Genomic DNA, 26,004 nt, shown 5'->3' with positions numbered 1-26,004 from the left:
TATAAATGGATTTACCAGTTTTAAAAATTGGACACAGAGGAGCAAAAGGGCACCTTGCAGAAAATACATTACCTTCTATAAAAAAAGCATTGTCTTTAGGTGTTGATGCTATAGAAATTGATGTCCACAGATGTGCATCTGGAGAGTTGGTTGTGTTTCATGATTTCACTTTAGATAGAATGACTGATGGTAGTGGGGAGATTTCCAAATTTACCTACAAAGCATTACAAAAATTTAAAACCCGAGGAAGTTTTGAAATTCCAACTTTGTCTCAGGTTTTAGCTTTTATTGACAATAAATGCCTTTTGAATATTGAGCTGAAAGGACCTGATACAGCTAAGGAAGCTGCTAGGATTATTACCTTTTATGTTGAAAAGAAAGGATGGGATTACAGTAATTTTATAGTATCTAGTTTTCAAGAAGACTTATTGAAAACAGTGTTTGATGCAAATAAAAGCATTCCCTTAGGCGTGCTAACAGATACCAGTATAGAACGCTCTGTTGCATTAGCTAAAACTATAAATGCAGTTTCAATCCATATTGACTATACCATGCTAACTGAAGAGATTGTTACGGAACTAAAAGAAGATTTTAAGGTGTTTGCTTATACTGTAAATAACTTAAACCCATTAAAACGAATTAAATCTTATGGTGTAGATGGTATAATCTCAGACTACCCAGACAGAATATGATAAAAAGTGATGTGATTGTTGTAGGTGGTGGTGCAGCAGGTTTTTTTGCAGCCATTAATATCGCAGAACTAAATCCTAATTTAAAAGTTACCATTCTGGAAAGAGGTAAAGAGGGCTTAACAAAAGTTAAGGTTTCTGGCGGCGGACGATGTAACGTTACACATGCTGAGTTTATTCCACAAGAATTAATTTTAAATTACCCTAGAGGAGAAAAAGAATTGCTTGGACCTTTTCATCAATTTATGACTGGGGATACTATTGAGTGGTTTGAAAAAAGAGGTGTGCCATTAAAAATTGAAGATGATGGCAGAATGTTTCCTGTGTCTAACTCTTCACAAACAATTATCGATTGCTTTTTAAACGAAGCAGAAAAATTGGGAGTTAATGTGCTTTACAATCATGCTGTTAGGTCGATTCATAAAGAAGAAAATGATTTTAAAATAGAGACTACACAGGGTTTATTTTCAGCTCAAAAGGTTTTAATGGCTACAGGTAGTAATCCAAAAATCTGGAATTTGTTAGAAGATTTAGGACATACTATTTCACAGCCAGTACCTTCATTATTTACATTTAATATTGAAGACGAGCGTATCAAAACCATTCCTGGTGTAGTTGCAAAACATGTAGAAGTAAACGTTTTAGAAACAGATTTGTGGAGTGAAGGTCCACTTTTAATAACCCATTGGGGAATGAGTGCACCATCCATTTTAAAATTATCTGCTTTTGGGGCATTGGAGTTGGCAAAACGAGAGTATAAGTTTCAAATAGAAGTAAATTTTATAAAGCAATCTTTTGATGGATGTTTAGATGTCTTAAAAGAATTAAAACAAGATTTAGCTAAAAAAATAGTTTTTAAATCTACTCAGTTTGATATTCCAAAACGGTTGTGGCATAAATTAGTCTTAGCTTCAAAAATTACGGAAGAGACCCGTTGGGCAGATTTAAATAAAATAAAATTAGAAAACTTGGCGAGTCAATTAACCCAAGCCGTTTTTAATGTGAAGGGTAAAAGCACTTTTAAAGAAGAATTTGTTACCGCTGGTGGTGTAAACCTTAAAGAAGTCAATTTTAAAACCTTTGGAAGTAAATATATAAACGGTCTCTATTTTGCAGGCGAAGTACTAAATATTGATGCAGTAACAGGAGGATTTAATTTTCAAAATGCATGGACCGGAGCTTATATTGCAGCAAAGGCTATAGTAAATTCATGATATTATGAAGTATCTAGTTTTGGTGTTTTTCTTATCACATATAATGTGGTCTCAAAATTTAGATAAGCATCTATGGGAAAATCGTGTGATTGTAATTTCAGCAGATAAAAAGAATGAAACACGTGCTACAGAACAATTTAATATTCTGAAAACAGAAAAAGATAGACTTACGGATAGAAGGTTGGTGGTTTACAAATGTATAGGCGATATATGTAAATACTATGATTTTAAGAAAGATGCTAAAGTAGTTTTAGTAGACAAAAAACTAACGGGATTTAATGTTGTGTTACTAGGATTAGATGGTGGTAAAAAGTTTAATTCGAATAAAGTAGAAAATGCAAATGTCTTTTTTAATCTCATTGACAAAATGCCAATGAGGAGACAAGAACTCAGAAACAAAAAGAATGACTAAATATATTGCACTTTTAAGGGGTATAAATGTAAGTGGGCAAAAAAAGATTCCCATGGCAGACTTACGCGAATTACTTACTAAATCTGGTTTAGAAGATGTGCAAACATATATACAAAGTGGGAATGTAATCTTTAAATCTTTAGAAAAAGATAAAGTAGAATTAGAGCGTATAATTCATGAAGCTATTAAATCTTATTTTGGCTTTGAAGTCCCTGTTTTAGTAATGAAACCAGAAGCATTACAACAAATTTTTGATGCTTGCCCGTTTCCTCAAGAAAAGAAAGAGAACAGTTATTTTATGATGCTATATTCTAAAGCAGATAAGGTGTTAGTAGATAATGTGTCTCAGTTATCCTATCCCAATGAAGAATTTAAAATAACAGATAGGGCAGTATATTTTTATTGCTCCACAGGGTATGGGACTGCAAAATTTAGTAACAATTTCTTTGAACGGAAATTAAAAATTACGGCAACAGCCAGAAATTATAAAACAATGGTAAAGTTAGTGAAATAAGATTTTTAGAAGTCTGTGCAACAGACGTATTAAAAACGATAGTTGAACTAATCCCGTTTTTATAACGGGATCTATATAAAAAAACGATAGGATTCGTTTTATGTAATTTCTTAAACATTCTAACCAATTGAAATCTTATCTTTGCCCAGTTAAAAAAGATAGATGACAGATAAAGAATTTATTCCTCAGCCCTATTCTAATACCATAGAAAAAGGAAGTTTTAGTTGGTCTTCTCCAAGTAATATTGCTTTAATAAAATATTGGGGTAAAAAGGAACATCAAATACCCGAAAACCCTTCTATTAGTTTTACGCTTAGTAATTGTAAAACCATTACATCTTTAAGTTTTTCAAAGAAAGAAAACACCAATAATTTCTCTTTTGATGTGTTTTTAGATGGACAAAAAAAGGACGATTTTAAGCCAAAAATTGAAACGTTTTTTAAAAGGGTAGAAGCATATTTACCATTTTTAAAAGACTATCACTTTAAGATAGAGACTTCCAATACATTTCCACACAGTTCTGGAATAGCCTCATCTGCTTCAGGTATGAGTGCTTTAGCATTGTGTTTGATGAGTATTGAAAAAGAATTAATCGAATTGGGTGTCACCTTGAGCTCAGTCGAAAGGTCATTAATTGATGAAGATTTCATTCAAAAAGCCTCTTTTTTAGCACGATTAGGTTCTGGTAGTGCCTGTAGAAGTTTAGAAGGCGATTTAGTGGTTTGGGGAACGCATAAAGATATTGAGGGGAGTTCGGATGTATTCGGTGTAAAATATCCTTATGATGTGCATCAAAACTTCAAAAATTATCAGGATACTATTCTTTTAGTAGATAAGGGAGAGAAGCAGGTAAGTAGTACGGTTGGTCATAATTTAATGCATGGGCATCCGTTTGCTCAAGAACGTTTTAATCAAGCTAATACTAACATGTCGGCTATTATTTCAATATTAAAAGATGGAGACTTAGATAAATTCATAGCTCTAGTTGAAAGCGAAGCATTAACACTACATGCGATGATGATGACCAGTATGCCGTATTTTATTCTAATGAAACCAAATACCTTGGAAATTATCAATAAAATTTGGACATTCAGAAAAGAAACAAATTCCAAAGTTTGTTTCACGTTAGATGCAGGTGCAAACGTGCATGTTTTGTATCCTGAGCAAGAATCCAAATCGGTTTTGGAATTCATTCAGAATGAATTAGTTGCATATTGTCAAAATGGGCAGTATATTTGCGATGTTATTGGTTTGGGGGCTAATAAATTATAAGAACGGTAATAATTTTGTTTAAAAAAACATTATATTTGTTAAACAAGTTTTCCCAAACAAGATAGCTATTATGAAAGGACCTCTTTTTTACTCAAAAATCCTACTCTTTGGAGAATACGGAATCATCAAGGATTCTAAGGGATTATCTATTCCTTACAGCTTTTACAATGGAGCTTTAAAAAAAGATGATAATACTTCACAAGAAGCAAAAACATCTAACGAAAGTTTAAGAAAGTTCACTGGATATATCAAAGGTATTGATGATGCTGTGGTAAGGTTTGATATAGGCAAACTATTAGAAGATGTAAATTCAGGAATGTATTTTGATTCATCTATCCCACAAGGCTATGGTGTGGGGAGTAGTGGTGCTTTAGTAGCAGCTATTTATGATAAGTATGCGTTTGATAAAATTACTGTTCTAGAAAATTTAACTAGAGAAAAACTTCTGAAGTTAAAATCTATATTTTCAGCTATGGAATCTTTCTTTCATGGAAATTCTTCAGGTTTAGATCCATTAAATAGTTATTTAAGTATTCCAATTCTTATCAATTCAAAAGATAACATTGAGGCCACTGGTATTCCTGCTCAACAAAGCGAAGGCAAAGGCGGTGTATTTTTATTAGACAGTGGTATTATAGGAGAAACAGCACCAATGGTAGGACTGTTTATGGAAAAAATGAAGCAAGAAGGTTTTCGTAGTATGTTGAAAAATCAGTTTATTAAGCATACAGACGCTTGTGTTGATGATTTCTTAAAAGGAGATATAAAGTCGTTGTTTAGAAATACAAAACAGCTTTCTAAAATTGTTTTAAATCATTTTAAACCAATGATTCCGCAACAGTTTCATGAACTTTGGAAGAAAGGTATAGAAACAAATGATTATTATCTAAAACTTTGCGGTTCTGGTGGTGGAGGCTATATCCTTGGATTTACAGAGGATATTGAAAAAGCAAAACAATCACTTGCAGATTATAAATTAGAAGTAGTTTATAACTTCTAAGTTCTTAGTATCTTTATTAAAAATTTTTTGTTATCCTGAGCTTGTTTCAGGATTTCATCAATTCCTACTAGATGCTTTCCAGAAGACAGAAACATATCTTACTCAAATTTTTCAGTATGTTTTCTGTTGTACGTGGCTACAATATTCTTATTGTAGTTATTGCACAATATCTTACGGCTATTTATATTTTGGCGTATAACAAACCATTAAAAGAAGTCTTATTTGATTTAAATTTGTTAATGCTGGTTTTAGCATCTGCAGCAACCATAGCGGGTGGTTATATTATCAATAGCTTTTACGATTCTGAAAAAGATTTAATAAATCGTCCTATTAAGTCAAGACTTGATAGACTAGTTAGTCAAAATACAAAGTTGTCTTTTTATTTTGTATTGAACTTTCTTGCTGTAATAATGGCGAGTTATGTGTCTTTTAAAGCTGTATTGTTCTTTTCAATTTACATTTTTGGTATTTGGTTTTATTCGCACAAACTAAAACGGCTACCATTTATTGGAAACCTCACTTCTGCTATATTAACTATAACACCATTCTTCGCCATCTTTATGTATTATAAGAATTTTGAAACAGTAATTTTTGTACATGCTGTATTCTTATTTATCATGATTTCAATGCGTGAGCTTACCAAAGATTTGGAAAATATTAAAGGAGATATTGCGCAAAACTATGTAACGATTCCTGTAGCTTATGGCGAAAAGGTATCCAAAATTATGTTGACAGTTTTAACTACTATAACGCTAATTCCAACATACCTACTTTTATTTCACTTTGAAGTGGGGTATATGTACCTGTTCTTTTATTTAAGTCTATTTTTATTGGTCGTGTTTTTGTTATTACTATGGAAATCTTCGACTAAAGTGCAATATTTAATATTGCACAATATTTTAAAATTTATAATTCTTGCAGGTGTATTTAGTATTTTACTATTAGATGTAAGTGTTATTTTAAATCGAATTTAAATGCAGAATTTATTAAAAGTAGCTTTAGCGCAAATTTCGCCAGTTTGGTTAAATAAAGCAGAGACCTTAAAAAAAGTAGAACAATCAATTATTGATGCTGCTAAAGAGGATTGTGAATTAATTATTTTTGGAGAAGGTTTAGTACCTGGATATCCTTTTTGGTTAGCATTAACAGGGGGAGCAGAATGGAACACTAATGTAAATAAAGAATTGCATGCACATTATGTAAGGAATTCTGTAACTATTGAAGATGGCGACTTACAGACCATTTGTGAACTTGCCAAAGCAAATAAAATCGCTGTGTATTTGGGGATTATTGAACGTCCACTTGATAGAGGAGGGCATAGTATTTATGCGTCGTTAGTTTATATCAATGAAAAAGGCGAAATTAAATCTACACATCGCAAATTACAGCCCACTTATGATGAGCGCTTAACGTGGGCTCCTGGAGATGGCAATGGCTTACAAGTACACCCATTAAAAGATTTTACTGTAGGAGGATTAAATTGTTGGGAAAATTGGATGCCTTTACCTAGAGCAGCATTATATGGTTTAGGCGAAAATTTACATATCGCAGTATGGCCAGGGAGTGATCATAATACCAAAGATATAACACGATTTATTGCAAGAGAATCCCGCTCTTTTGTGATTTCGGTAAGTAGTTTGATGACGAAAAACGATTTTCCAAAAGACACGCCACATCTGAATGAAATATTGAATAATACACCAGAGATATTAGCTAATGGTGGAAGCTGTATTGCTGGACCTGATGGGGAGTGGATTGTAGCACCTGTTTTACACAAACATGGATTAGTTATAGAGACTATTGATTTTAATAGGGTGTATGAAGAGCGTCAGAATTTTGATCCTGTTGGGCATTATTCCAGACCCGATGTTACACAGTTACATGTGAATAGAGAGCGACAATCCACTGTGAAATTTAACAAATAGATAAATCATCAATTTAAAACCTTTAATCGTTAATTATTAGATATATCTTTGCGGAAAATTATTTGTAATGAATAGGCACCAAGGCGATAGAAGTAAAGGGAAATCTAATAGAAAGGGTAATAGAAAAAAAAGTTTTTCTAATTACGCAAAAGAAAATACGTCTTCAAAAAAACCGAATAAAAGTCAAAAGCATTCTGATGAAATAAGACTAAATAAATATGTTGCAAATACAGGTGTTTGTTCTCGTCGTGAAGCTGATGTACATATTGCAACAGGTTTAGTTTCTGTAAATGGTAAGGTAATTACCGAAATGGGTTATAAAGTAAAGCCAGCAGATGAAGTGCGTTATGATGGGGCTAGAATAAACCCAGAGAAAAAGGCTTATGTGTTGTTAAATAAGCCTAAAGGTTTTGCAACAACAACAAGTGAAGGAAAAGGTAGAACGGTTATGGATTTGGTGGCTAATGCAACTAGTGCCAGAATAAAACCAATTGGTCGGCTAGGTAGGAATTCTAAAGGTTTATTGCTGTTTACGAATGATGAGACTATTCATAAAAAATTCACTAATTCTAAAAACGGAGTAGCGCGTTTATTTCATATAGAACTCGATAAAAACTTGAAGCTAGAGGACTTAAAAAAGATACAAAATGGTTTTAAGTTTGAAGGCAAACTTATTGAGGTAGAAGAAATAAGTTATATAGACGGCGCCAGTAAGAAAGAAGTGGGCTTAAAAATAAAGAATACAGGTAATACCATTATACGAACTATTTTTGAGCATTTTAGCTACGATATTTTAAGTTTAGATTGCGTGGCTATTGGGCATTTAACAAAAAAAGATATTCCTCGAGGACATTGGAAACATTTAACTGAACAAGAGTTGAATACATTAAGAATGTTGTAAAATAATTTATAGATAGTGTTAAATATTTGGTAAAAACGTTTTTGTGAAATCTAAAGATTACATGCTAGCGTATTTATTATAATTGCATATTGTTTTTTGACGTCGAAATGATGTGTGATATGAACTTAACCTAACAGGAGAATTCCTGTAAATTATTTTATTTTAATCTATAAATTTTATCAAAATGAGAACAAAATTTTTGTTTATGTTATGTAGTTTCTTGATGCTGTTTTTTACATTATCAAGTTTTACAAATGAAGTGCCTTCAGATGAATTATCGTTAATAATTCAAGATTCTGGGGAAGTAAATGCCATATATAAAGGCAGTGATGGCGATGGTTATAATTTTGAAGTTGAAGAGAATGGCGAGTCGTTTACCATGGTGTTTCAGCAAGTAGATGAACCCGTATTAAGCGTTTTTGATTTACACTCTGAAACGTTTATCGGTGTTAATTTTAAAGTTACCTATACCACAAAAATAGACGATAACGGTAATGAAATTAAAACTATTACAGAGTTAGAAAAGCTGTAAACAATAAAATTAAGTATATACTTAAAGCCACCTTTTTAGGTGGCTTTTTTAGTTTTTTGATGTTACTTCTGTTTGCTATTAATAGTATTAATTTTTTGTTCTGATAACATAGAATTAATCTTAGAGGTATAGTTTTATTTTTTTAAAAAATATTTAATTTAGAATAAAAAAAGTTACTGTGAAATAACTCTGCAGTTGTTGCATTTTTATTTTTTCCGTATCTTTTTACTAATAAAATTGACCAAATCAAAAAAAGTAACCAACCATGAAACAAAAAAATGATAACTTAAAGCGGGTTATTGTAGATTTCAAAAAATTAACCCCAGAGATTCTCTCCTTATTAGTTGAAAAATATCCTGATGGATATGATGATGACCATATAATTTCTTTTAGAAATCAACATAATGATATTATAGAAGCTGTTGAGGTTACCACTAATGATACCAAATATTTGGTAAAAGTTAGTTCTAAACTTGCGGTTACTATGCAAAATTATGATGAAGATGATTACGAAGATTTTGATAATAACAATCCTAATGCTGTGCGATCTCCTAAAATGGATGAGCAGGCTTTGGGTACTACTAATGATTAATACTTTTTACTTTATATATTATGAGAACAGCTGTTTTTAAGTCTTATAAAAACGGTTACTTTACCTTTTGGTTTGAAAATGGTGAAGAATTGGCTTTTGAAGAGGTGCACCCTCGCGTTTTAAAACAATTTGATTTAAAGAATGACAAAGACTTAATTGATAAAGATTTTAGGATAACCTTTGTTGAAGATTTAGATGGAGAGGACGAAATTTATCGTGTGCAGAGCTTAAAATTGCTTTAGCCTAACATTAGGTTTTTTGAAGAAAATTTCCCAGATAAATACGCCATACACTATAATGTACTCTACAGCTATTATCCATAGGTTTTCAGATTTATCTGCTTTGTTAAGATTTACGTAAGCGAGATAGCTTAAGATAATTACAAAGCTCCAAACCAAAGGGAATTTGTACTTTGTAAATACTGAAAGGATTAATAGTGTGGCAACATACCATGGATGTACTGTGGTGGTTGTAAAGTAATAGAATGAGAGTACAAATAGCATTGCTGTTATTAGTGCTACCATGGTTTTGTTTTTTCTAAAGAATGTAATAATTAGTGTCACTAGTACTACTACTATTGGAATGATTTTTCCGATGATAGCAATTTCGTTATAACCTCTAAAAAGATATCCTATCTCTCTGGCGACGTAATAGATACTGGCATTAAATTCAAAATTTTGAAACCAAAGGGCTACGGTTTGCGAATAATTGTTTATGAATTCTGAACTGTAAAATGGAAGGAATAACACAATAGTAGTTATTAAAACTATGCTGTAAAATCCAATCAACCTTGTCATTTCTGCGAAGGCAGGAATCCATTTTGAAGTTTTTTTATGTAATGCATTGCTCGGGTGGATATTAGTATTGTTATCTTGAGGGGACTTTAAGGGTGTTCCTTTAGAAGTCTTTGATTTATTATTAATAAACCACTGAAAAAACAGTGGTAAGAATATTAAAGGAATTAGCTTTACGGAGATAGAGAGTGCGAGAACTACAGCGCTCCATAGCCATTTACCACTATACAGTAAATACAAACTCCAAACGAGAAAGAAAATCATAACACCTTCAAAATGTAGATTTCCTGTAAGTTCTATAATGATAAATGGGTTTAAGATATACCAAAAGATTTGGTGTTTGGGGATGTTTAGTTGTTCTAGTAGTTTTTTACCAAAATGTAATGTGCCAAAGTCTGCAGCAATTATTAATAGTCGTAATACTATGGCAGAACCCAAAATATTTTTACCAGCAAATAGTCCAGCTATTACAAAGCATAATTGATTTACAGGTGGGTAATTAGTATAGTGGCCAGCATTTAATGGACCCATACCTTCTCTAAGTTCTTGGGCTTGGGCTACAGGAAATGTGCCTTGATTTATAAAGGATTCTACGGTGTATAGATATGGGTTAAACCCTTCAAAAATCATACGTCCGTCCCAAATAAAACGGTAAAAATCTTGAGATAAATTGGGGGTAGCTAGAATAAAAATTGCTCTTAATGCGAATGCTAGGTAGGTTAAAAAAGGGATATTACTTTTAAAATGTTGCACGAGTTTGTAAAACAGAAAAAACAAGGCGCTGTATAGCGTTATGAGTTTTATGTAATCTGTTCGTACTAAATTGTATGCAAAAACCCAATAGAGTAATGCACTAGTTAATACCATTAGTAACGGTATTCTATTAAGTTTTAAAAACGTTGGATTTAAAAGCATGAACCAAATATAATACTATTTGTTTGTTGCTTTTTATAAAAGAAGCTTACTTGATTTTGTAAAAAAAATCTGCTACCTTCGTTTAACGTCGGATATACGTCATTGAAACGACGCATATCCGTAAACACATTAAACGAACCTCTCTAAAAACGCCTTTTATTTTCCGATTTAAAACTTAGTTAGTAAATAAATCCGCGTTAGGGATTGCAGTGGAAAGCCCACAGCGACGTAGGAGTGAGGACTTGTAACGGAAAGCCCGACCCTTTAGGGTAACGCCCAAAATAAAAATTAAACTTTAGAGGTTAACGATTTAAAAAATACGTAGCCAAAGCCTACGAATAGCATTAGGTGGAATGGGAAAAGTCCAAAATCGCCGCCTTGATCTCCAACTACAAATGCACTATACATACCAAAACCAAAATATGCCATTAGGATGCCTTCTAGGATGACATGTGCTGAAACTGTTTTTTTTATGTATTTGTTATGTTTCCAGTTATCTTTAAACTTACTGATGTTGAATTTTGGAGTTCTTACAAACTCACTTTTCTTTCCTAAGTGCCCTTCTAAAACGGCTATAGAATTATGCAGGGAGAAGCCCATTGCTATTGAGAAAAACACGAAAAACATACCTATATATCCCATGAAGTTTTTGATGCCTCCTCCATATATTTTTCGATACATAATCCAATAACAAATAAAGAAAATGGCTGTGCTAATTACAAAGAAACTCATTATAATAAAGTATGGCTTAAGGTGTGCATACTCATTTTTAATATATAGCATTGGTATACTTAAAACGGCCACTACCAAAATGCTTAAAAACATGGTGCTATTAAGTAAATGTAGTAAACCATGTACCTTTGTTTTGGCAGAGATATTTTTGTTTTTTAATACACGCCAAAGCATTTTTCTAAAGTTCTCTGCACCTCCTTTATTCCACCTAAATTGTTGCGAACGTGCTGCGCTTATTACTATGGGTAATTCTGCTGGGGTTTCTACGTCTTCTAAGTATTTAAATTTCCAGTTTTTTAATTGGGCACGATAACTTAAATCTAAATCTTCTGTAAGTGTGTCGCCTTCCCAATTACCTGCATCAATTATACACTCTTTACGCCAAATTCCTGCAGTGCCATTAAAATTTATAAAGTGCCCTTTACTGTTACGCCCAACTTGTTCTAATGTAAAATGCGCATCTAGGGCAAAGGCTTGAATTTTGGTTAGTACTGAAAAATCACGATTTATATGTCCCCACCGGGTTTGTACAACACCAATATCATCATTTTTAAAATAAGGTACTGTACGCTTTAACCAATCTGATGTTGGAAGAAAATCAGAATCGAAAATGGCAATAAATTCGCCTTTTGCGATTTCTAAACCTTCTTTTAGTGCACCAGCTTTAAAGCCTGTTCTTATTTTTCTTGTGATATGTTGTATGTCTAATCCTGTTTTTTGGAGTTGCTCTACATGTGCTTTAGTACTTTTTACTGTTTCATCAGTAGAATCGTCTAAAACTTGAATTTCTAATTTATCTTTTGGATAGTCTATTTGAGCAATATTATCTAGTAAACGTTCCATTACATACATTTCGTTGTATACAGGAAGTTGTATGGTTACATAGGGAACTTCTTTGGCGTTAGATAAATCGAAAGTTTCGCAAGTAGTATCCTTTTTTTGTGCGGATAGATAATTAAATAATAAGTTAAGTTGTGCCAGCGCATACATGAAAATGAGCAGCAATGCAATGGTATAAATTATAATAATTACGGTTTCTATATACATTATTTTAAACTGTATTTAAAAATCCACCCTAGTATTTTTATGCCTGCAAATATAGCACCTTTTACGGTTCCTGAAACTTTTGATACTCCAATTCTATTTCTGTAGTTCACAGGTATTTCAGTATAACTTAGATTTTGTTTTATAGCTTTTAATTGCATTTCTACCGTCCAACCATACGTTTTGTCTTCCATGTTTAGTGACAATAACTTATTATATTTTATGGCTCTAAAAGGGCCTAAATCTGAGAATTTTGCTCCAAAAAAGAGTTTCATTAAAGTGGTTGCTAACCAATTTCCAAAAATTTGAGGAAACGTCATAGAGCCTTCTTCTCTAAGTCGTTTTACCCTTGCTCCAATTACAAAATCTATATTATCTTTAATAATTGGTGTTACTATTTTAGTGAGTTCTTCTGGGTAATCACTGTAATCGCCATCTAAAAATACTATAATATCTGGTTTTTGGGCTTTTTTGGAGATATAGTCCATTCCTTTTAAGCAAGCATAGCCGTAACCTTTTCTGTGTTCTTTTAAAACTGTAGCTCCGGCATTTTTTGCATTTTCCTCTGTTGCATCAGTAGAATTATTACTTACTACAACAACTTCATCAACTATAGAAGGAATATCTGCTATAACATTGGCTATTGAATCTGCTTCGTTATATGCAGGGATTATGACGTTTATTTTGGTCATTGATTAGTGTTAAGTTGTAAAAATACAATAAGCTCTGTCGTTCATCAAATTCTTTACTAACAAGATTGTTTAAAGAATTCTAATAAAAAAAGGAGTATTATATATACTCCCTAGTTGTGAACGTAGTTTTTTTGAGATTATGATAGTATTTGCGTGCAAATTGATTTTACATGAGATGCATCTGTACCACAACAACCTCCAAAGATTTTTAGATTTGGAAGATACTTTTTTAATGAAATGTACCATTGCCCTAGTTCTTCCTTATTGCCTTTATCTAATGTTGTATATTGATCTAACTCTGCATGACTTTTACAAGAGGCATTTGCTCGAATCCCTTTAATTCTTGATTTCCATGTTGAATTTGATGTTATTTTATTTAAAAAATGTGTTGGATGTGCACAGTTAATCATATAATATTTTGGATATGTATTGGTGCCATTATCTATGGTGTTAATTGCCTCTGCAAGGCTTTCTCCACTAGGTAGATTACCATCTGTCTCAACAGTAAAAGATATAACTACTGGTATATACTGCGTTTTGGCAGCATATACAATTCCTAAGGCTTCATCAACATTATTCATAGTTATTGCTGTAACCATATCTGTTTTTACTTCTTTAAATGCTTTTACTTGTAATAAATGATATTCTGCTGCTGCTTCAGAAGTCATTACTTCGTTAATGTTATATGCATCGCCTCGAGGGCCTATTTGTCCACTAATTAAAATTGAATGAATGTGGTTAGAAAAGTGCGCTTTTAATGTTTTAAGTTCTTTAATAGCTAGTTTGTTTATTCGTATTAAGTCTTCTTTGGAATACCCTAAGGTATATCCCCAGTCTGTATTAGCTCTCCATGTTGGACTTTCTAAAATAAAGCCAGTTTTATAAGTTTTAGCTAATTGCAAATACTCTATATAGTAGCTTTTTAGAATTTCTTTTTGATGTGGATTTTCTAAAAGAGGAAAAGCTGCAAAATGTGGTAAATCGATATGTTTATTAAATATTAAATCGGTTTCTAATCCACCATCGGTTAAGTAGATGGTGGATGTATTGCTATTAATTAAACACATGGTTATTGCTTTTGTTTATTAATATCTTGAAATGTTAGCATCTCCACTACTTTAGATGAAGCACCATGATAAAACCCAGTTTCATGCTCATAGTCTTTTGGATTTTTAAATGAACCGAAAATGATATCAAATATTGGTAAATCAGAATAGTTGTGCTTATGAATGCCCTTAGCATGATGTACTGTATGGCTTTCTGGACGTTGAATAACATAACCTAGCCAGTATGGAGTTTTAATATTAGTATGCTGAAAAATGCCTAAAAACATTGTACCTAGAAGCATAATAGTTACTGCTTGTGGTGTTACACCAATTAATAAAGCCAAACAAACACTACCTAAAAAGGTAAATCCTATCATATCAAAAAGACTAAAATAAAAAGCGCCATAAGTATCCATTCGTTCTGCACTATGATGCATTTGATGGAATGTTCTCCATAAAAAGTTAGATTTATGCATAGCGCGGTGCCATACAAAAACGGCTAATTCGTAAATTATAATAGCTACAATTCCACCTCTAATATTTCCTAAACTTGTTAAATCAAATAATTGATATTGTGACAAAAAAGGATCGGTTAATAATGGTAAGTAAGATGATAAAAAGAAAAATACAGTAAAGGAAGTCATTCCTTTAAGTTTCCAGTTTTTTACTTTAGGAAGTTCTTGTGCAGGGAATAAGGCTTCCCAAATAATTAAAAGGGCATACATTCCTAGTGCTGTTAATGAGATGGGGTCTAATAAAATTTCTAAAGGTGTTGGCATAATTACGTTGATTTTTTGATTAATAATTTTTGCATTCAACCTTTAAGGCGTAAGTTTTTACCTTACGATGTAAGTTTTAAAAAAATAAAATGTGAGTTTTGGTTTAATTATAAAGTCCAGTTTGCCTCAACCTCTGGCTTATAAGAACAATAAGTTCCTGTTTTAATGGATTTTGATAGGTGGTTGGCTAAATCTGGATGCATGGCTTCCATTTTTTTTATACTATTTCGGATACGCCATGTTACTGCAGAACGTGCTTTTTCTAATGTAGAATTTACTTTTCTTGTTTTTCCTGCTAACCCAAGAGATTGGGATAGATGGTTTAAAATACTATCGTATTCTTCTCTTAATACAGAAATACGTCCAATTTGGTTAAGACTTTCAGCTTCTTCAATTTCTTCTTGAAGGGCTTTTATACGAGCATGATAGCTTGTCTTAGCTTTATGGTCTATTGTAGATTCGCTGTGTGTTTCGTCTACTACAGACTGCATAAGATCAAGGCAATGCAATTCTTCATTGGGCTGTTTTAAAAGCTTGTAAATGTCATGTAGTCCTTTGGCATCTTTGAAAATTACTGAAGTATCTTTAAAAGAAATCTCCCAAACATTTCCAACAAGGCTAAATGAATTGCCAATTTTTATGCTAGATTCCTCAGTTTTAGAAATTCGTTTTTCAGTTTTAATGTAATCTATAAGTATATTTAAGCAAGATTTGTTCTTAAATGGATTTACTACTAAAAGCCATTTTAAGGCTTCTTCTTCCATGTTTTTTTCTCCTGAATATACTTCTCTTTTAAAAAGGTCTAAATAAATATCCCAATGTTGCCACATTAAATCGTATTGTTCAGTTTGCAAATATGCAGAAGCTATGAATGCAGGGAAATCTGTCCAATGATCTACTGGTGCTTTTTTTGCAAGTTCAATACTTTTTGTAAAATCGCCTTTTTCTAAATAGTAAATAGCGCCATGAGCAAAATAATGATTAGAGTGAAAGGGATTTAAATCAATAGCTTTATGATATAATTTTAACGCTTCGCCAAGGTATCCTAAAAACATAAAGGAGAATGCTACTCTTAGCAAGTGAGAGCAGTCATTGGAGTTCATTCTTAACGACTTTCTTAAGTAATGTTCTGCTTTTTCGTATGCTCCAGAATACACAAAAGTTCTACCCAAAATTCCTAAAGCAGTATAATCATTCTCATCTAGTTCAATAGCTTTAAGTGCATATTCATGAGCACCTTTCATGTTTTCGTCCCACCTGTCCCATAATAAACAAGACCAAAAGTTAAAATAGCTTAGAGATAGTCCTGTATAGGCTAAAGAATAATTTGGGTTAATTTTTAAAGCGGCGTTAAAGTAAGTTCTAGACTTTTCATCATTATCTCCAGATCCCTTTTTTAAAGTATGCATACCCATTAAGTAATTCTCGTACGCTGCTAGATCAACAGAGTTTTTTTTGTAGGAATGCGATAAGAGGTTATAATTTATTTTTTCTTCTAGTACGGTAGTTATTTGATGTACTATAGCATCTTGTGTTTCTAATAGTGCATCTAACGATTTATCATACTGATTGCCAAAAACTAGGCTTTGATCTTCACTTTTTATAAGTTGAATAGAAATTCTTAGTTTGGTTTGATGTTCACGAACACTACCAAAAATAAAATAATCTGCTCCCAACTTATCGATCTCCTTCTGATTGGAAATGTCTTTTATTCTACTTGTAGAGAATGAGGAAATAACTGAAAGTCCAATGAATTTTGAAAAATTAGTAATAAGGTCTTCTGTAAAACCAAGAAACAGAGTAGCTATCCTATCATCATTGCTAGTTACTTGAAATGGTAAAACGGCAATAGTAATATTCCTGTTTTTGACGGACATCAGAATAAAAGAGTTAGAGTTTAAAAAGTGAGTACTAAATTAATAATTTCAAGTAAAATGAGATGAAATTAAAAATGAACTTTAATAGCATTTATCTTAAATCACTCAATTTGTTTTCTTTTTTAAAGGATTCTAAATCAGTCCACTCTTTGATTTTTTTTCCTGATTGGTATTTTCTCGCAGATATTAACTTTTCGTTGGTGTACATTAAGCAATAGCCATTTTTTACACCATTTTCTAGCTGGCATTTATGATTTATTTTATCCATATCATCATAGAACAGCCACCATTTATTCTTCTTGCCGTCTATAAAGTGACCTTCCTTTTCTTTTGTACCATTTTTTCTAAAGAAAGACCAATACCCATTATACTTACCATTTTTAAACACACCTTTTTTTTCTAGTTGACCATTATTAAAAAAGAATTGCCAATAACCTGAGGCTTTTTTGTTGATATAGTTGCCCTCTTTTTTTATGGTTTTATTAGGATAGTAAAACTTCCAATATTTATTTTTGATGTCATTGTCAAACCTACCTTCACTTTCCTTGTTACCATTTTCATAATAGAACTTCCAATAATTCACTTTCTTATTATTGAAATAATCTCCTTCAGAATTAAGTTTTCCAGAAGCAAAGTATGTTCTCCAGCGGCCTGTTTTAAAATAATGCTTATAGCTCCCCTCTTTTTTTATACTACCATTTATATAATAGTATTTCCAGAATTTTTCCTTTTCATTATTTAGAAAATGACCTTCACTTTCACGGTTTCCGTTTTCGAAAAAAAACTCCCAATATTCTGACGCTAAGCCATATTTAAAATAACCTTGTTTTTTTAATTTTCCAGATTCAAAATAGAATTTCCAAAAGCCAGTTTTTAAATTATTTTCTATCCAGCCTTCGTTCTTTATAGTTCCATTATCAAAATAGGTTTTGTGATATGTTTTTTGAGCATACCCAAAAGTACTTAGTAGAACAAAGACAATAATAAAGCGCATTTATTTTTGATTTACTAAATCCATTAAATCTACATCATTTCCTAAAAGAATTTCTGTTGGGTTAATACGCCCTTCCATACTGTCGTTTTCAAGCTTTAAAACTCCTCTTGGGCAAACTGCAGAACAAATACCACAGCCAACACAACTTGAGCGAACTATGTTTTCGCCTTTTTGTGCATAGGCACGAACATCAATTCCCATTTCACAACTGTTTGAGCAGTTTCCGCAAGAAATACATTGTCCGCCGTTAGTTGTAATTCTAAATTTAGAGAATAAACGTTGTTGAAATCCTAAAATTGCAGCCATTGGACACCCAAATCTACACCAAGAACGACTTCCTAAAATAGGGTAAAACCCTGTACCAATAACTCCTGAAAATATAGATCCTATATATAAACCATAAGCAGATCGTAATGCGCCAGCTTTAATGTAGAAAATTTCATTTGTAGTACCTGTAAAATGCATAACAAGTAATAGTGTAATAACTACAAAGAAACCAATAGCGCCATATTTGGCATCTTTGCCTAATTCTTGTCTTTTAAAAAACATAACACCAGCAAATACTAAAGTTAAGAAGGCAATCACTAATGCAATAAAAACACCTCGGGTTAACCAAAAATTATTTTTATCATAACCCAAATAGGTATATACCATAGCTACCGTCATTACTACAGAAAACACTAAAACAGTATGTATTAACCAACGTTCTAGTTTCCAAGCAGACATTTTTTTAGAAGATAACTGTCTAAAAGAATCTCCAGCAGTTTCAGCTAAACCGCCACAACCACAAACCCATGAACAATACCAGCGTTTACCAAATTTATAAGTTAAAATAGGTGTAATTACAAATATTGAAATAATACCAAATAAAATTAGAGCTAAACCAATATTACCGTTTGAAAGAAAACCATTTACAGACCATTCATCAAAAATGTAATAGTTAAGCGGCCACACACTTTTTAAATCATAATAAGGCAAATCGTTGTTCATAACATACATGAACTCCGGAATTAAAAATGCAAAACCTAATTGAAAGAACATAACCGATACTGTTCGTATTTGTTGGTAACGGTTGTGTCTATATTTTAAAATAAACTTATATCCAAAAGCTAAAATAGCAACAGTGTATAGAGCACCATATACAAACCACTGGCTTGCAGGTCTTCCGCTTAAAAGTTTACTTAAAGGGTCAAATAATGCAATTAATCCTGTGTTTTCCGCACCGTCTGCTCCTAAACCTAAATATTTAGGAAAGAAATATAATATGATATAAAAAGCAGTGAGTATAACACCTACAATCCAGCCCCAAGTACCTCGAGAGGAGATAGATTTAAACCAAACACCATCATTTTTTATACCCTCTAATTTTGTTAAATAAGCTTCCCTAGAATACACTACTATTCCACCAGATGTTAATACTAACGCTAGTGTTAAGAATATACCTTTATTTGGAAAATTAGTATTAAATAATGCTAATGTTAAAATTAATAGCCCAATAATACCTATTGCAAGCGCTATTTTTTGTTTGTTCGTAATGTCAATTGCATCTGGTTTTGCTAAAGACATGCTGTGGTTTATTTTATTACTCATGGTTATACGGTTTGTAGTTGTTTATTGTAGGCTAATAATATATCAGCCTCGTAGTGGCTGTAAAATTCAGGGTCAAAATTGGCTTCAGAGAGATGTTGCATCACATAGTCTACATCACGTTTTTCAGTAAGCCACGTATCAAAAGTTTCATGACGCATTCTAATCCCAAAAGTGTTAATGCCTAAAAAAGCATTTGTAGTAGTGTCATAACAAACGGTTATACACTTTGTATCGTCCTCATGTTTCCAATGAAAATGCGCTTCGTTTTCTCTAGGTTTTGCAAATACCCAACCATAAGTTTGGTATTCAATATCCATAAATTTAGCAGAATTAAACCAATGCCCCGGATTATATTGTATTCTATTTCCGCAAATGGTTTGTGCTAGAGTTTCACCCATCATTCGTCCTGTGTACCACACCGCTTCAATAGGCCTGCGCCCATTTATGCCCTCGTGTTGTTCTGCACAATCACCAATAGCGTAAACATCAGGAATGTTAGTTTCTAAATAACGATTTACTTTTACACCTCTACCTGTTTCAATATTAGAATCTTTTATGAAATCAATATTAGGAGATACACCAGCGGTTAAGCCAACTACATTACATTCAATCTCTTCTCCTGTTTCTTGAATAATGATGGATTTTACTTTTCCGTTTTCATCAGATTTAATCTCTTTCAGATTCATACCTAAGCGTAAATCGATATGATGATTTTTTATGTGGCGATTAATCATTTCGCTTTCTCCATCGGGTAGCACGCCATTCCAAAAACTATTTTCTCGTACTAAAAAAGTAACAGGAATACTTCTAGAATTTAGCATTTCTGCTAGTTCAATACCAATTAAACCTCCACCAACTATTACAGCGCGTTTACAAACCTCCTTATTAGGCGCATATTTTTCAAGATTTTCTAAATCCTGCTTATGGTACATGCCCATAACGCCATCTAAATCTTGCCCTGGCCATCCAAATTTGTTAGGCTTACTACCAGTAGCAATAATTAATTTATCATATTGTAATGTGTCGCCCTCAGCAAAATGCAAAGTTTTAGCAGCGGTATCCACTTGGTTTACAAACCCTTTTTTAAGCGCAATTCGGTTCTTTTCCCAAAACCAATTCTCGTAAGGTTGTGTATGTTCAAACTTCATATGTCCCATATAAACATACATTAGTGCAGTACGGGAAAAGAAATAATCTGTCTCAGCAGAGACAATAGTAATTTTTTTGTCAGACAATTTTCTAATGTGTCTCGCAGCAGTTACGCCAGAAATGCCATTGCCTATAATAACGATATGTTCTTCCATAATTTGGTTGTTAGTGTAATTTTTAATTGAGCGTTACCCTCCTTAGGTCGGGTCGGGCTTTCCACTAAAAGTTTTGGCTCGATGCTCGCCTCGCCAAAAGCTACCGCTACAATCCCTAACGCGGGCTTCCTTGTTAAGGAGTGACTTTTACTAAACTAATTTTGTGTTTAATAAAGTTGTGGTAACACGCTTTTAGGTCGCATCTAAAGATAATAACTTAACACAACTATTTAATTTAGAACTAATTTAAATTGAATATTCTTTGTAAGGATTTGTATTATCCAAAGACGCGAAAAAACTTTAACTTTTTTTGAAAGTTTGTGGAAATTAAATAGACTTAGATGAGAGAAAATTAAAAAATCAAATATTTAATAAAATGAAAAAAATCATAATAATACTAACTTTAACATTAGTGGGACTTTCTGTAAAAGCGCAAGACCTAAATATGTTTTTCACTAAGGCAGATGTGTTTTTTAAAGCAAATGTTTCAAACGGAAAGGTGGCCTATGATAACATACATAGCGATCCTGCAAAGCTTAATGAAATTTTAAAAATAGCCGAAGGTATTTCAGTATCTAAAAGCGATGCGAAAAATTACCAAGCATTTTGGATTAATGCTTATAATCTATCAGTAATAAAAGGACTAATTGACAAGTACCCAACAAAATCACCTTTAGATCATGCTGGTTTTTTCGATAAAACCAAACATAATTTAGGAGGTAAGAATATTACCTTGAATGATATTGAGCACAAACTATTAAGAGCGCAATTTAACGATGCCCGTTTTCACTTTGTGTTAGTGTGCGGTGCAGTGGGATGCCCTCCTTTAATAAATAAAGCATATTTGCCAAACACTTTAGATGCACAGTTGGAAGCGCAAACAAAGAAGGCAATTAATGGTAGTTTTATACAAGTAAATACAAAGAAAAATAGAGTACAAGTATCTCAAATAATGGAATGGTATAAAGGTGATTTTACCATGAAAGGTACTGATGAGATCGATTTTATAAATAAGTACAGAAACGAAAAATTGGAAGGAAAATGGAAACTAAGTTATTTTCCTTACGATTGGACAATTAACAAACAATAAATCAATTAAAAACAACACATACATCATTCTGTAAAAAAAAATGATGTTAAATAACCAAAAATCAAAATAATGAAAAAAATAATAGCAATAGCAGTAGCATTAGTAGCGATATCATTTAACGGATTTTCGCAAGAAGATGATCAAGAAGAACGCAGTGTAATTCAAACCTATACACCATCAATTCTTCTAAAAAAAGGACAATGGGATATCAAGTGGTTTAATAACTTATATACAGAGACTAAAGACTTATTTGGAAACTCAGAGGGAACACAAAAACGCGATATTCCAAGAAACTCATTTTTTACATCAAGCGTAGATATTTTTACAGGTGTATCAGATAGCAATAGATTTAATTTAGGTTTGTTATTTGAAGTGCGCTCAAACGCAATAGGTGGAAGAGATGCTTTAGATGTATTTTCTTTTGATGGGGAAAGAGGGACAGCACGTTCTGGTTTAACTTCTTTTGCACCAGCTATTAAATTTAATCCTATAAAGAGTGTTGGTAATTTTACAATACAAACTGCATTTCATATTCCATTAATAGATAATGAAACAGAGAATGGTGTATTTTTAGATCAAGATGGATTCATTTTTCAAAACAGATTTTTTTACGATTATAGTTTTGCAGGAGGTGATTGGCAATTATTTACAGAGCTAAATACAGAGTATAATTTTGGAGAACAAAACAGTTTTGCTTACAATAGTTTGCGTTTAACACCAGGTGTGTTTTTAAGTTACTTTCCAAGTTCAAAATTTACCGTATTAGGATTAGCCCAACATATAGAATTAATATCTTTTGGTGCTAACGATGCAGGAGAGAACGATTTTAGTCAAAGTGTAACTATACTTGGCGGTGGTGCAAAATACCAACTAACAAAAACATTAAATGCAGAATTTTTATACTCTAATTTTCTTTTTGGTAAAAACTCTGGTTTAGGACAAACATTTAACATTGGATTAAGAGCATTGTTCTAAACAAAATCAGAATATAATAGTAAATTAGGAGCTTAAAGCGTGTTATATGAAACCTTTTAAGCTTCTTTTTTTTGTTCTTTTATTTGTAATACAATCATGTGAAACTCAATCCAAAAAAATTAATGGTGTTAGCTTTGTAGCTGCAAATACAGAAGTTTCAGATAAACATGTCAATCCTGTTGTTAGCGTAAATGCAAATTATGCTGCAGTTATGCCTTTTGGGTTTATTAAAGATTTAAAGCATCCAGAAATTGTGTACAACACACCTAGGCAATGGTTTGGAGAAACTGTTGATGGCGCAAAACAATACATTCAAGAACTCAGAAAAAAGAATATTAATATCATGTTGAAACCACAAATTTGGGTTTGGCATGGAGAATTTACTGGGTATATTGAAATGGAAAGTGAAGCAGATTGGCAAGTACTAGAAAATACCTATTCTAAATTTATTTTGGAGTATGCCATGTTAGGGGAAGAACTAAATGTCGACATATTTTGTATTGGAACCGAATTGGAGCGTTTTATTGAAAACAGACCAAAGTATTGGACGGATTTAATAAAGAAGATAAAAGCAGTTTATAAAGGCAAATTAACATACGCAGCCAACTGGGATGAATTTAAACGTACACCTTTTTGGGAAGATTTGGATTATGTAGGAGTAGATGCATATTTCCCAGTAAGTGATAGCAAGACACCATCTTTTGAAGAATGTGTAAAAGGATGGGAAGAACATAAAAAAATAGTAAAAGAAGTCTCTGTTAAATTTGATAAACCAATACTGTTTACAGAATTTGGTTATAGAAGTGTTGATTATGCAGGAAAAGAACCATGGAAAAGTGATAGAAGTATGAATCAAGTAAATTTACAAGCACAAGTAAATACAACAAAAGCATTGTTTGAAACGTTTTGGAAAGAAGAGTGGTTTGCAGGAGGGTTTATTTGGAAATGGTTTATTAATCATGATCTTTCTGGCGGACAAGATAATCCAATGTTCACACCACAAAACAAACCAGTAGAGGTTTTACTTCGTAACTATTACAAAACTAAGATGTAATGCAAAAGCTGTGCGTTCTACTATTCCTTATTGTAACCCTATTATCTTGCTCAGATAATGACGATACTGTTACACAAACTTTAGCAACATACGCTTCAACTAATATTGTGGAAACAGGTGCAGTAATTGCTTGTGCAGCGAGTGATGAAACTACAGGAGAGGTATTAACATTTTACTATCCAGAAGTTGGTGCAACAAACATCAGATTTTATGAAACTGATGATGTACAAGTAAATCATGAGGATTATTCCAATTACAAACAAATATTTATACAAAGCGAACCATTTTTTAATGGTCACTTAGGGATGTTCACACAAGTTTCATTGCAAGAAAAATGGGTAATCGTTACATTTGAGTTAGATGGAGAGTTGAAAATTTCAAACCCAATAAGAATAAAACACTTGTCAAAACCCTCAGTTTGGACTGATGCAGTTATAATAAATCAATCACAATCTGGAATGCCAGCATTTTCATGGGAACATAATGTGGCAGGAGATAATGCTATTTATTTTCAAGTCGTTTCAGATGATCAAGATAATTTATTGTCTGGAACTTACACTATCGAAAGTACATTTCAATATTACAATACTAGTAATGTAGTCCTAAATGTTACCACACAATTACCGCCACCAAATTTAACCTCTGGAAATCAATATAATTTCACTTTAATGGATGTAAGTCTAGATAATTGGGTAAATTTGGTAATTACTAAGTCTTTTACAGCCCAATGATGAAACACTATTTAATCTACGTAACGTTTCTATGTATAGGTTGTATTTCATTCGCTCAAAAAAATCTTGTGGCTGATGTGAAAATTCAAGGTAATGAAAGGCTGAAAACTTCATTTGTAAAAAAAATAGCCGCTCTTAAACCTGGAGATGTTTTAGATTCCCTACGTATAGAAGAGGATATGAAATTGTTAAAGCGCATGCCTTCTATTTCTCATGCTTATTATCAAGTATTTCATTCGCATGATAATTACTATAACGTATTTTATAATATTGAAGAAAATTTTACTCTAATTCCTTCAGTAAATTTTTATACCACAGACGAGGATGAGTTTGCATATAGGTTAGGTCTTTATGAGTTTAATGCATTAGGTAGAAATATTATAGTAGGTGGTTTTTACCAAAAGGATATTTATGATTCTTATGCTCTTAATATTCGAGCCCCGTTTTTATTTTCACGAAACTTAGGATTGGCAGCAACCTATCAGGATTTAACAACTTTAGAGCCAGTGTTTTTTGATAATGAGACTGCCCAATATCGTTATAACAATAAAAGTTATGAATTGTTGGGGTTGTTTAGATTTAATTTTAGAAATAGAGTAGAGGCAGGTTTTAATTATTTTACAGAAGACTATACATTTAGAGGGGAAAATATCAACAATAGGCCAGAGTTAAACGTAAAAAAATGGTTAACTAAGTTTATTTATGAATATAATAATCTTAACTATTTTTATCAATATGTATCAGGCTTTAGGAGTCTTTTTAACTTTCAGTATGTAACTTCTACAGATGATACCTTACCAGATTTCCACATTGCATGGAATGATTTTTTCTATTACACCAGAATTGGCAAGCATGGTAATTGGGCAAACAGGTTGCGTTTGGGGTTATCGTCTAACGATGATACACCGTTTGCACCTTTCTCTGTAGATAATAATTTAAACATTAGAGGTGTAGGTAATACCATAGATCGAGGTACAGGTGTTATAGTTTTAAATACGGAATACAGGCATGTGTTATATGAGAAAAACTGGTTTTGTATTCAAGGGAATGCTTTTATTGATGCAGGAACATGGCGTAATCCAGGAGGAGATTTTGGGGATTTTGGAGAAACCCAAAACTTAAGAGTTTATCCTGGGTTAGGGGTGCGCTTTATTCATAAAAAAATATTTAATGCCATTTTTAGAATAGATTATGGGCACGGTATAACCGAAGATTCTACAAGAGGTTTTGTATTTGGTATAGGGCAGTATTTTTAGTGAGACTAACTAACCCTATCCATTGTACGGGAGTATTATTAATCAAAACTTAACTTTATTCATTTTGCTTTTTACTTAAA

The 26,004-nt window shown here is 32.3% G+C and carries 26 protein-coding genes; 17 read left to right on the top strand and 9 right to left on the bottom strand.

Features of this window, described 5'->3' with window-relative positions; genetic code table 11:
• Positions 1 to 5: 5 nt before the first annotated feature.
• The 12 genes from EYD46_RS10795 to EYD46_RS10740 all read left to right on the top strand — a co-directional run bounded on the left by EYD46_RS10795 (position 6) and on the right by EYD46_RS10740 (position 9,293).
• Positions 6 to 692 carry a glycerophosphodiester phosphodiesterase gene (locus EYD46_RS10795; protein ID WP_130937163.1) on the top strand — a complete coding sequence of 229 codons (687 nt, stop codon included), beginning with the start codon at positions 6 to 8 and terminating at the stop codon, positions 690 to 692.
• Positions 689 to 1,903: a BaiN/RdsA family NAD(P)/FAD-dependent oxidoreductase gene (locus tag EYD46_RS10790; RefSeq protein WP_130937162.1), complete on the top strand. Its 1,215-nt coding sequence runs from the start codon at positions 689 to 691 to the stop codon at positions 1,901 to 1,903. The genes EYD46_RS10795 and EYD46_RS10790 overlap by 4 nt, the downstream gene beginning before the upstream one ends.
• A gap of 4 nt (positions 1,904 to 1,907) precedes the next feature.
• The gene (locus tag EYD46_RS10785; protein WP_130937161.1) at positions 1,908 to 2,315 is read left to right on the top strand and encodes a DUF4174 domain-containing protein; all 408 of its coding nucleotides are present in this window, start codon (positions 1,908 to 1,910) and stop codon (positions 2,313 to 2,315) included.
• Positions 2,308 to 2,829, top strand: a complete 522-nt coding sequence (locus EYD46_RS10780) for a DUF1697 domain-containing protein (RefSeq protein WP_130937160.1) — start codon at positions 2,308 to 2,310, stop codon at positions 2,827 to 2,829. Before EYD46_RS10785 ends, EYD46_RS10780 begins: the two co-directional genes overlap by 8 nt.
• A 162-nt stretch (positions 2,830 to 2,991) precedes the next feature.
• Complete coding sequence (locus EYD46_RS10775; protein ID WP_130937159.1) at positions 2,992 to 4,101, top strand: diphosphomevalonate/mevalonate 3,5-bisphosphate decarboxylase family protein; 1,110 nt, start codon at positions 2,992 to 2,994, stop codon at positions 4,099 to 4,101.
• A 70-nt stretch (positions 4,102 to 4,171) separates the two neighbouring features.
• On the top strand, positions 4,172 to 5,101 hold the full coding sequence (locus EYD46_RS10770; RefSeq protein WP_130937158.1) for a mevalonate kinase family protein: 930 nt from the start codon (positions 4,172 to 4,174) through the stop codon (positions 5,099 to 5,101).
• A gap of 71 nt (positions 5,102 to 5,172) precedes the next feature.
• Positions 5,173 to 6,075 (top strand): geranylgeranylglycerol-phosphate geranylgeranyltransferase, encoded by a 903-nt coding sequence (locus tag EYD46_RS10765; RefSeq protein WP_130937157.1) that lies wholly within the window; start codon positions 5,173 to 5,175, stop codon positions 6,073 to 6,075.
• The gene (locus tag EYD46_RS10760) at positions 6,076 to 7,026 is read left to right on the top strand and encodes a carbon-nitrogen hydrolase family protein (protein ID WP_130937156.1); all 951 of its coding nucleotides are present in this window, start codon (positions 6,076 to 6,078) and stop codon (positions 7,024 to 7,026) included.
• Between the two features lie 67 nt (positions 7,027 to 7,093).
• Positions 7,094 to 7,927 (top strand): pseudouridine synthase, encoded by an 834-nt coding sequence (locus EYD46_RS10755; protein ID WP_130937155.1) that lies wholly within the window; start codon positions 7,094 to 7,096, stop codon positions 7,925 to 7,927.
• 184 nt (positions 7,928 to 8,111) lie between these two features.
• Positions 8,112 to 8,459, top strand: a complete 348-nt coding sequence (locus EYD46_RS10750; protein WP_130937154.1) for a hypothetical protein — start codon at positions 8,112 to 8,114, stop codon at positions 8,457 to 8,459.
• Positions 8,460 to 8,724: 265 nt separating this feature from the next.
• Complete coding sequence (locus tag EYD46_RS10745; protein WP_130937152.1) at positions 8,725 to 9,051, top strand: hypothetical protein; 327 nt, start codon at positions 8,725 to 8,727, stop codon at positions 9,049 to 9,051.
• Positions 9,052 to 9,071: 20 nt separating this feature from the next.
• The gene (locus tag EYD46_RS10740; RefSeq protein ID WP_130937150.1) at positions 9,072 to 9,293 is read left to right on the top strand and encodes a hypothetical protein; all 222 of its coding nucleotides are present in this window, start codon (positions 9,072 to 9,074) and stop codon (positions 9,291 to 9,293) included.
• On the opposite strand, the gene EYD46_RS10735 is transcribed toward EYD46_RS10740, so the two are convergent.
• The 9 genes from EYD46_RS10735 to EYD46_RS10695 form a co-directional block, all read right to left on the bottom strand.
• Positions 9,279 to 10,760, bottom strand: a complete 1,482-nt coding sequence (locus tag EYD46_RS10735) for a mannosyltransferase (protein ID WP_130937148.1) — start codon at positions 10,758 to 10,760, stop codon at positions 9,279 to 9,281. The two genes, EYD46_RS10740 and EYD46_RS10735, sit on opposite strands and share 15 nt — an antisense overlap.
• 288 nt (positions 10,761 to 11,048) lie before the next feature.
• Positions 11,049 to 12,539 carry a cellulose synthase family protein gene (locus EYD46_RS10730; protein WP_130937146.1) on the bottom strand — a complete coding sequence of 497 codons (1,491 nt, stop codon included), beginning with the start codon at positions 12,537 to 12,539 and terminating at the stop codon, positions 11,049 to 11,051.
• Entirely contained in the window at positions 12,539 to 13,228 is a 690-nt protein-coding gene (locus EYD46_RS10725) for a glycosyltransferase family 2 protein (RefSeq protein ID WP_130937144.1), read from the bottom strand. The genes EYD46_RS10730 and EYD46_RS10725 overlap by 1 nt, the downstream gene beginning before the upstream one ends.
• 137 nt (positions 13,229 to 13,365) lie before the next feature.
• Positions 13,366 to 14,295 carry a homocysteine S-methyltransferase family protein gene (locus tag EYD46_RS10720; protein ID WP_130937142.1) on the bottom strand — a complete coding sequence of 310 codons (930 nt, stop codon included), beginning with the start codon at positions 14,293 to 14,295 and terminating at the stop codon, positions 13,366 to 13,368.
• A 2-nt stretch (positions 14,296 to 14,297) separates the two neighbouring features.
• The gene (locus EYD46_RS10715; protein ID WP_130937140.1) at positions 14,298 to 15,053 is read right to left on the bottom strand and encodes a sterol desaturase family protein; all 756 of its coding nucleotides are present in this window, start codon (positions 15,051 to 15,053) and stop codon (positions 14,298 to 14,300) included.
• 107 nt (positions 15,054 to 15,160) lie between these two features.
• Complete coding sequence (locus tag EYD46_RS10710) at positions 15,161 to 16,930, bottom strand: tetratricopeptide repeat protein (protein WP_130937138.1); 1,770 nt, start codon at positions 16,928 to 16,930, stop codon at positions 15,161 to 15,163.
• A gap of 91 nt (positions 16,931 to 17,021) precedes the next feature.
• Complete coding sequence (locus EYD46_RS10705; protein WP_130937137.1) at positions 17,022 to 17,924, bottom strand: toxin-antitoxin system YwqK family antitoxin; 903 nt, start codon at positions 17,922 to 17,924, stop codon at positions 17,022 to 17,024.
• Positions 17,925 to 19,514: a 4Fe-4S binding protein gene (locus EYD46_RS10700; RefSeq protein WP_130937135.1), complete on the bottom strand. Its 1,590-nt coding sequence runs from the start codon at positions 19,512 to 19,514 to the stop codon at positions 17,925 to 17,927.
• A 2-nt stretch (positions 19,515 to 19,516) separates the two neighbouring features.
• Entirely contained in the window at positions 19,517 to 20,818 is a 1,302-nt protein-coding gene (locus EYD46_RS10695) for an NAD(P)/FAD-dependent oxidoreductase (protein WP_130937133.1), read from the bottom strand.
• A gap of 376 nt (positions 20,819 to 21,194) precedes the next feature.
• On the opposite strand from EYD46_RS10695, the gene EYD46_RS10690 reads away from it, so the two are divergent.
• The 5 genes from EYD46_RS10690 (at position 21,195) to EYD46_RS10670 (ending at position 25,924) form a co-directional block, all read left to right on the top strand.
• The gene (locus EYD46_RS10690) at positions 21,195 to 21,908 is read left to right on the top strand and encodes a DUF547 domain-containing protein (RefSeq protein ID WP_130937131.1); all 714 of its coding nucleotides are present in this window, start codon (positions 21,195 to 21,197) and stop codon (positions 21,906 to 21,908) included.
• Positions 21,909 to 21,977: 69 nt separating this feature from the next.
• Positions 21,978 to 22,883 (top strand): hypothetical protein, encoded by a 906-nt coding sequence (locus EYD46_RS10685; protein ID WP_130937129.1) that lies wholly within the window; start codon positions 21,978 to 21,980, stop codon positions 22,881 to 22,883.
• 46 nt (positions 22,884 to 22,929) lie between these two features.
• Positions 22,930 to 23,937, top strand: coding sequence for a glycoside hydrolase family 113 (locus EYD46_RS10680; RefSeq protein WP_130937127.1), 1,008 nt, complete (start codon positions 22,930 to 22,932; stop codon positions 23,935 to 23,937).
• Positions 23,937 to 24,668, top strand: coding sequence for a hypothetical protein (locus EYD46_RS10675; RefSeq protein ID WP_130937126.1), 732 nt, complete (start codon positions 23,937 to 23,939; stop codon positions 24,666 to 24,668). Before EYD46_RS10680 ends, EYD46_RS10675 begins: the two co-directional genes overlap by 1 nt.
• Positions 24,669 to 24,736: 68 nt before the next feature.
• A complete protein-coding gene (locus EYD46_RS10670; protein WP_317128082.1) occupies positions 24,737 to 25,924 on the top strand; it encodes a POTRA domain-containing protein in 1,188 nt (395 codons plus the stop codon).
• Positions 25,925 to 26,004 lie beyond the last annotated feature (80 nt).

The organism is Hyunsoonleella pacifica, from assembly GCF_004310335.1.
Classification (GTDB): domain Bacteria; phylum Bacteroidota; class Bacteroidia; order Flavobacteriales; family Flavobacteriaceae; genus Jejuia; species Jejuia pacifica.
This window is presented reverse-complemented; position numbering and strand designations above follow the sequence as displayed.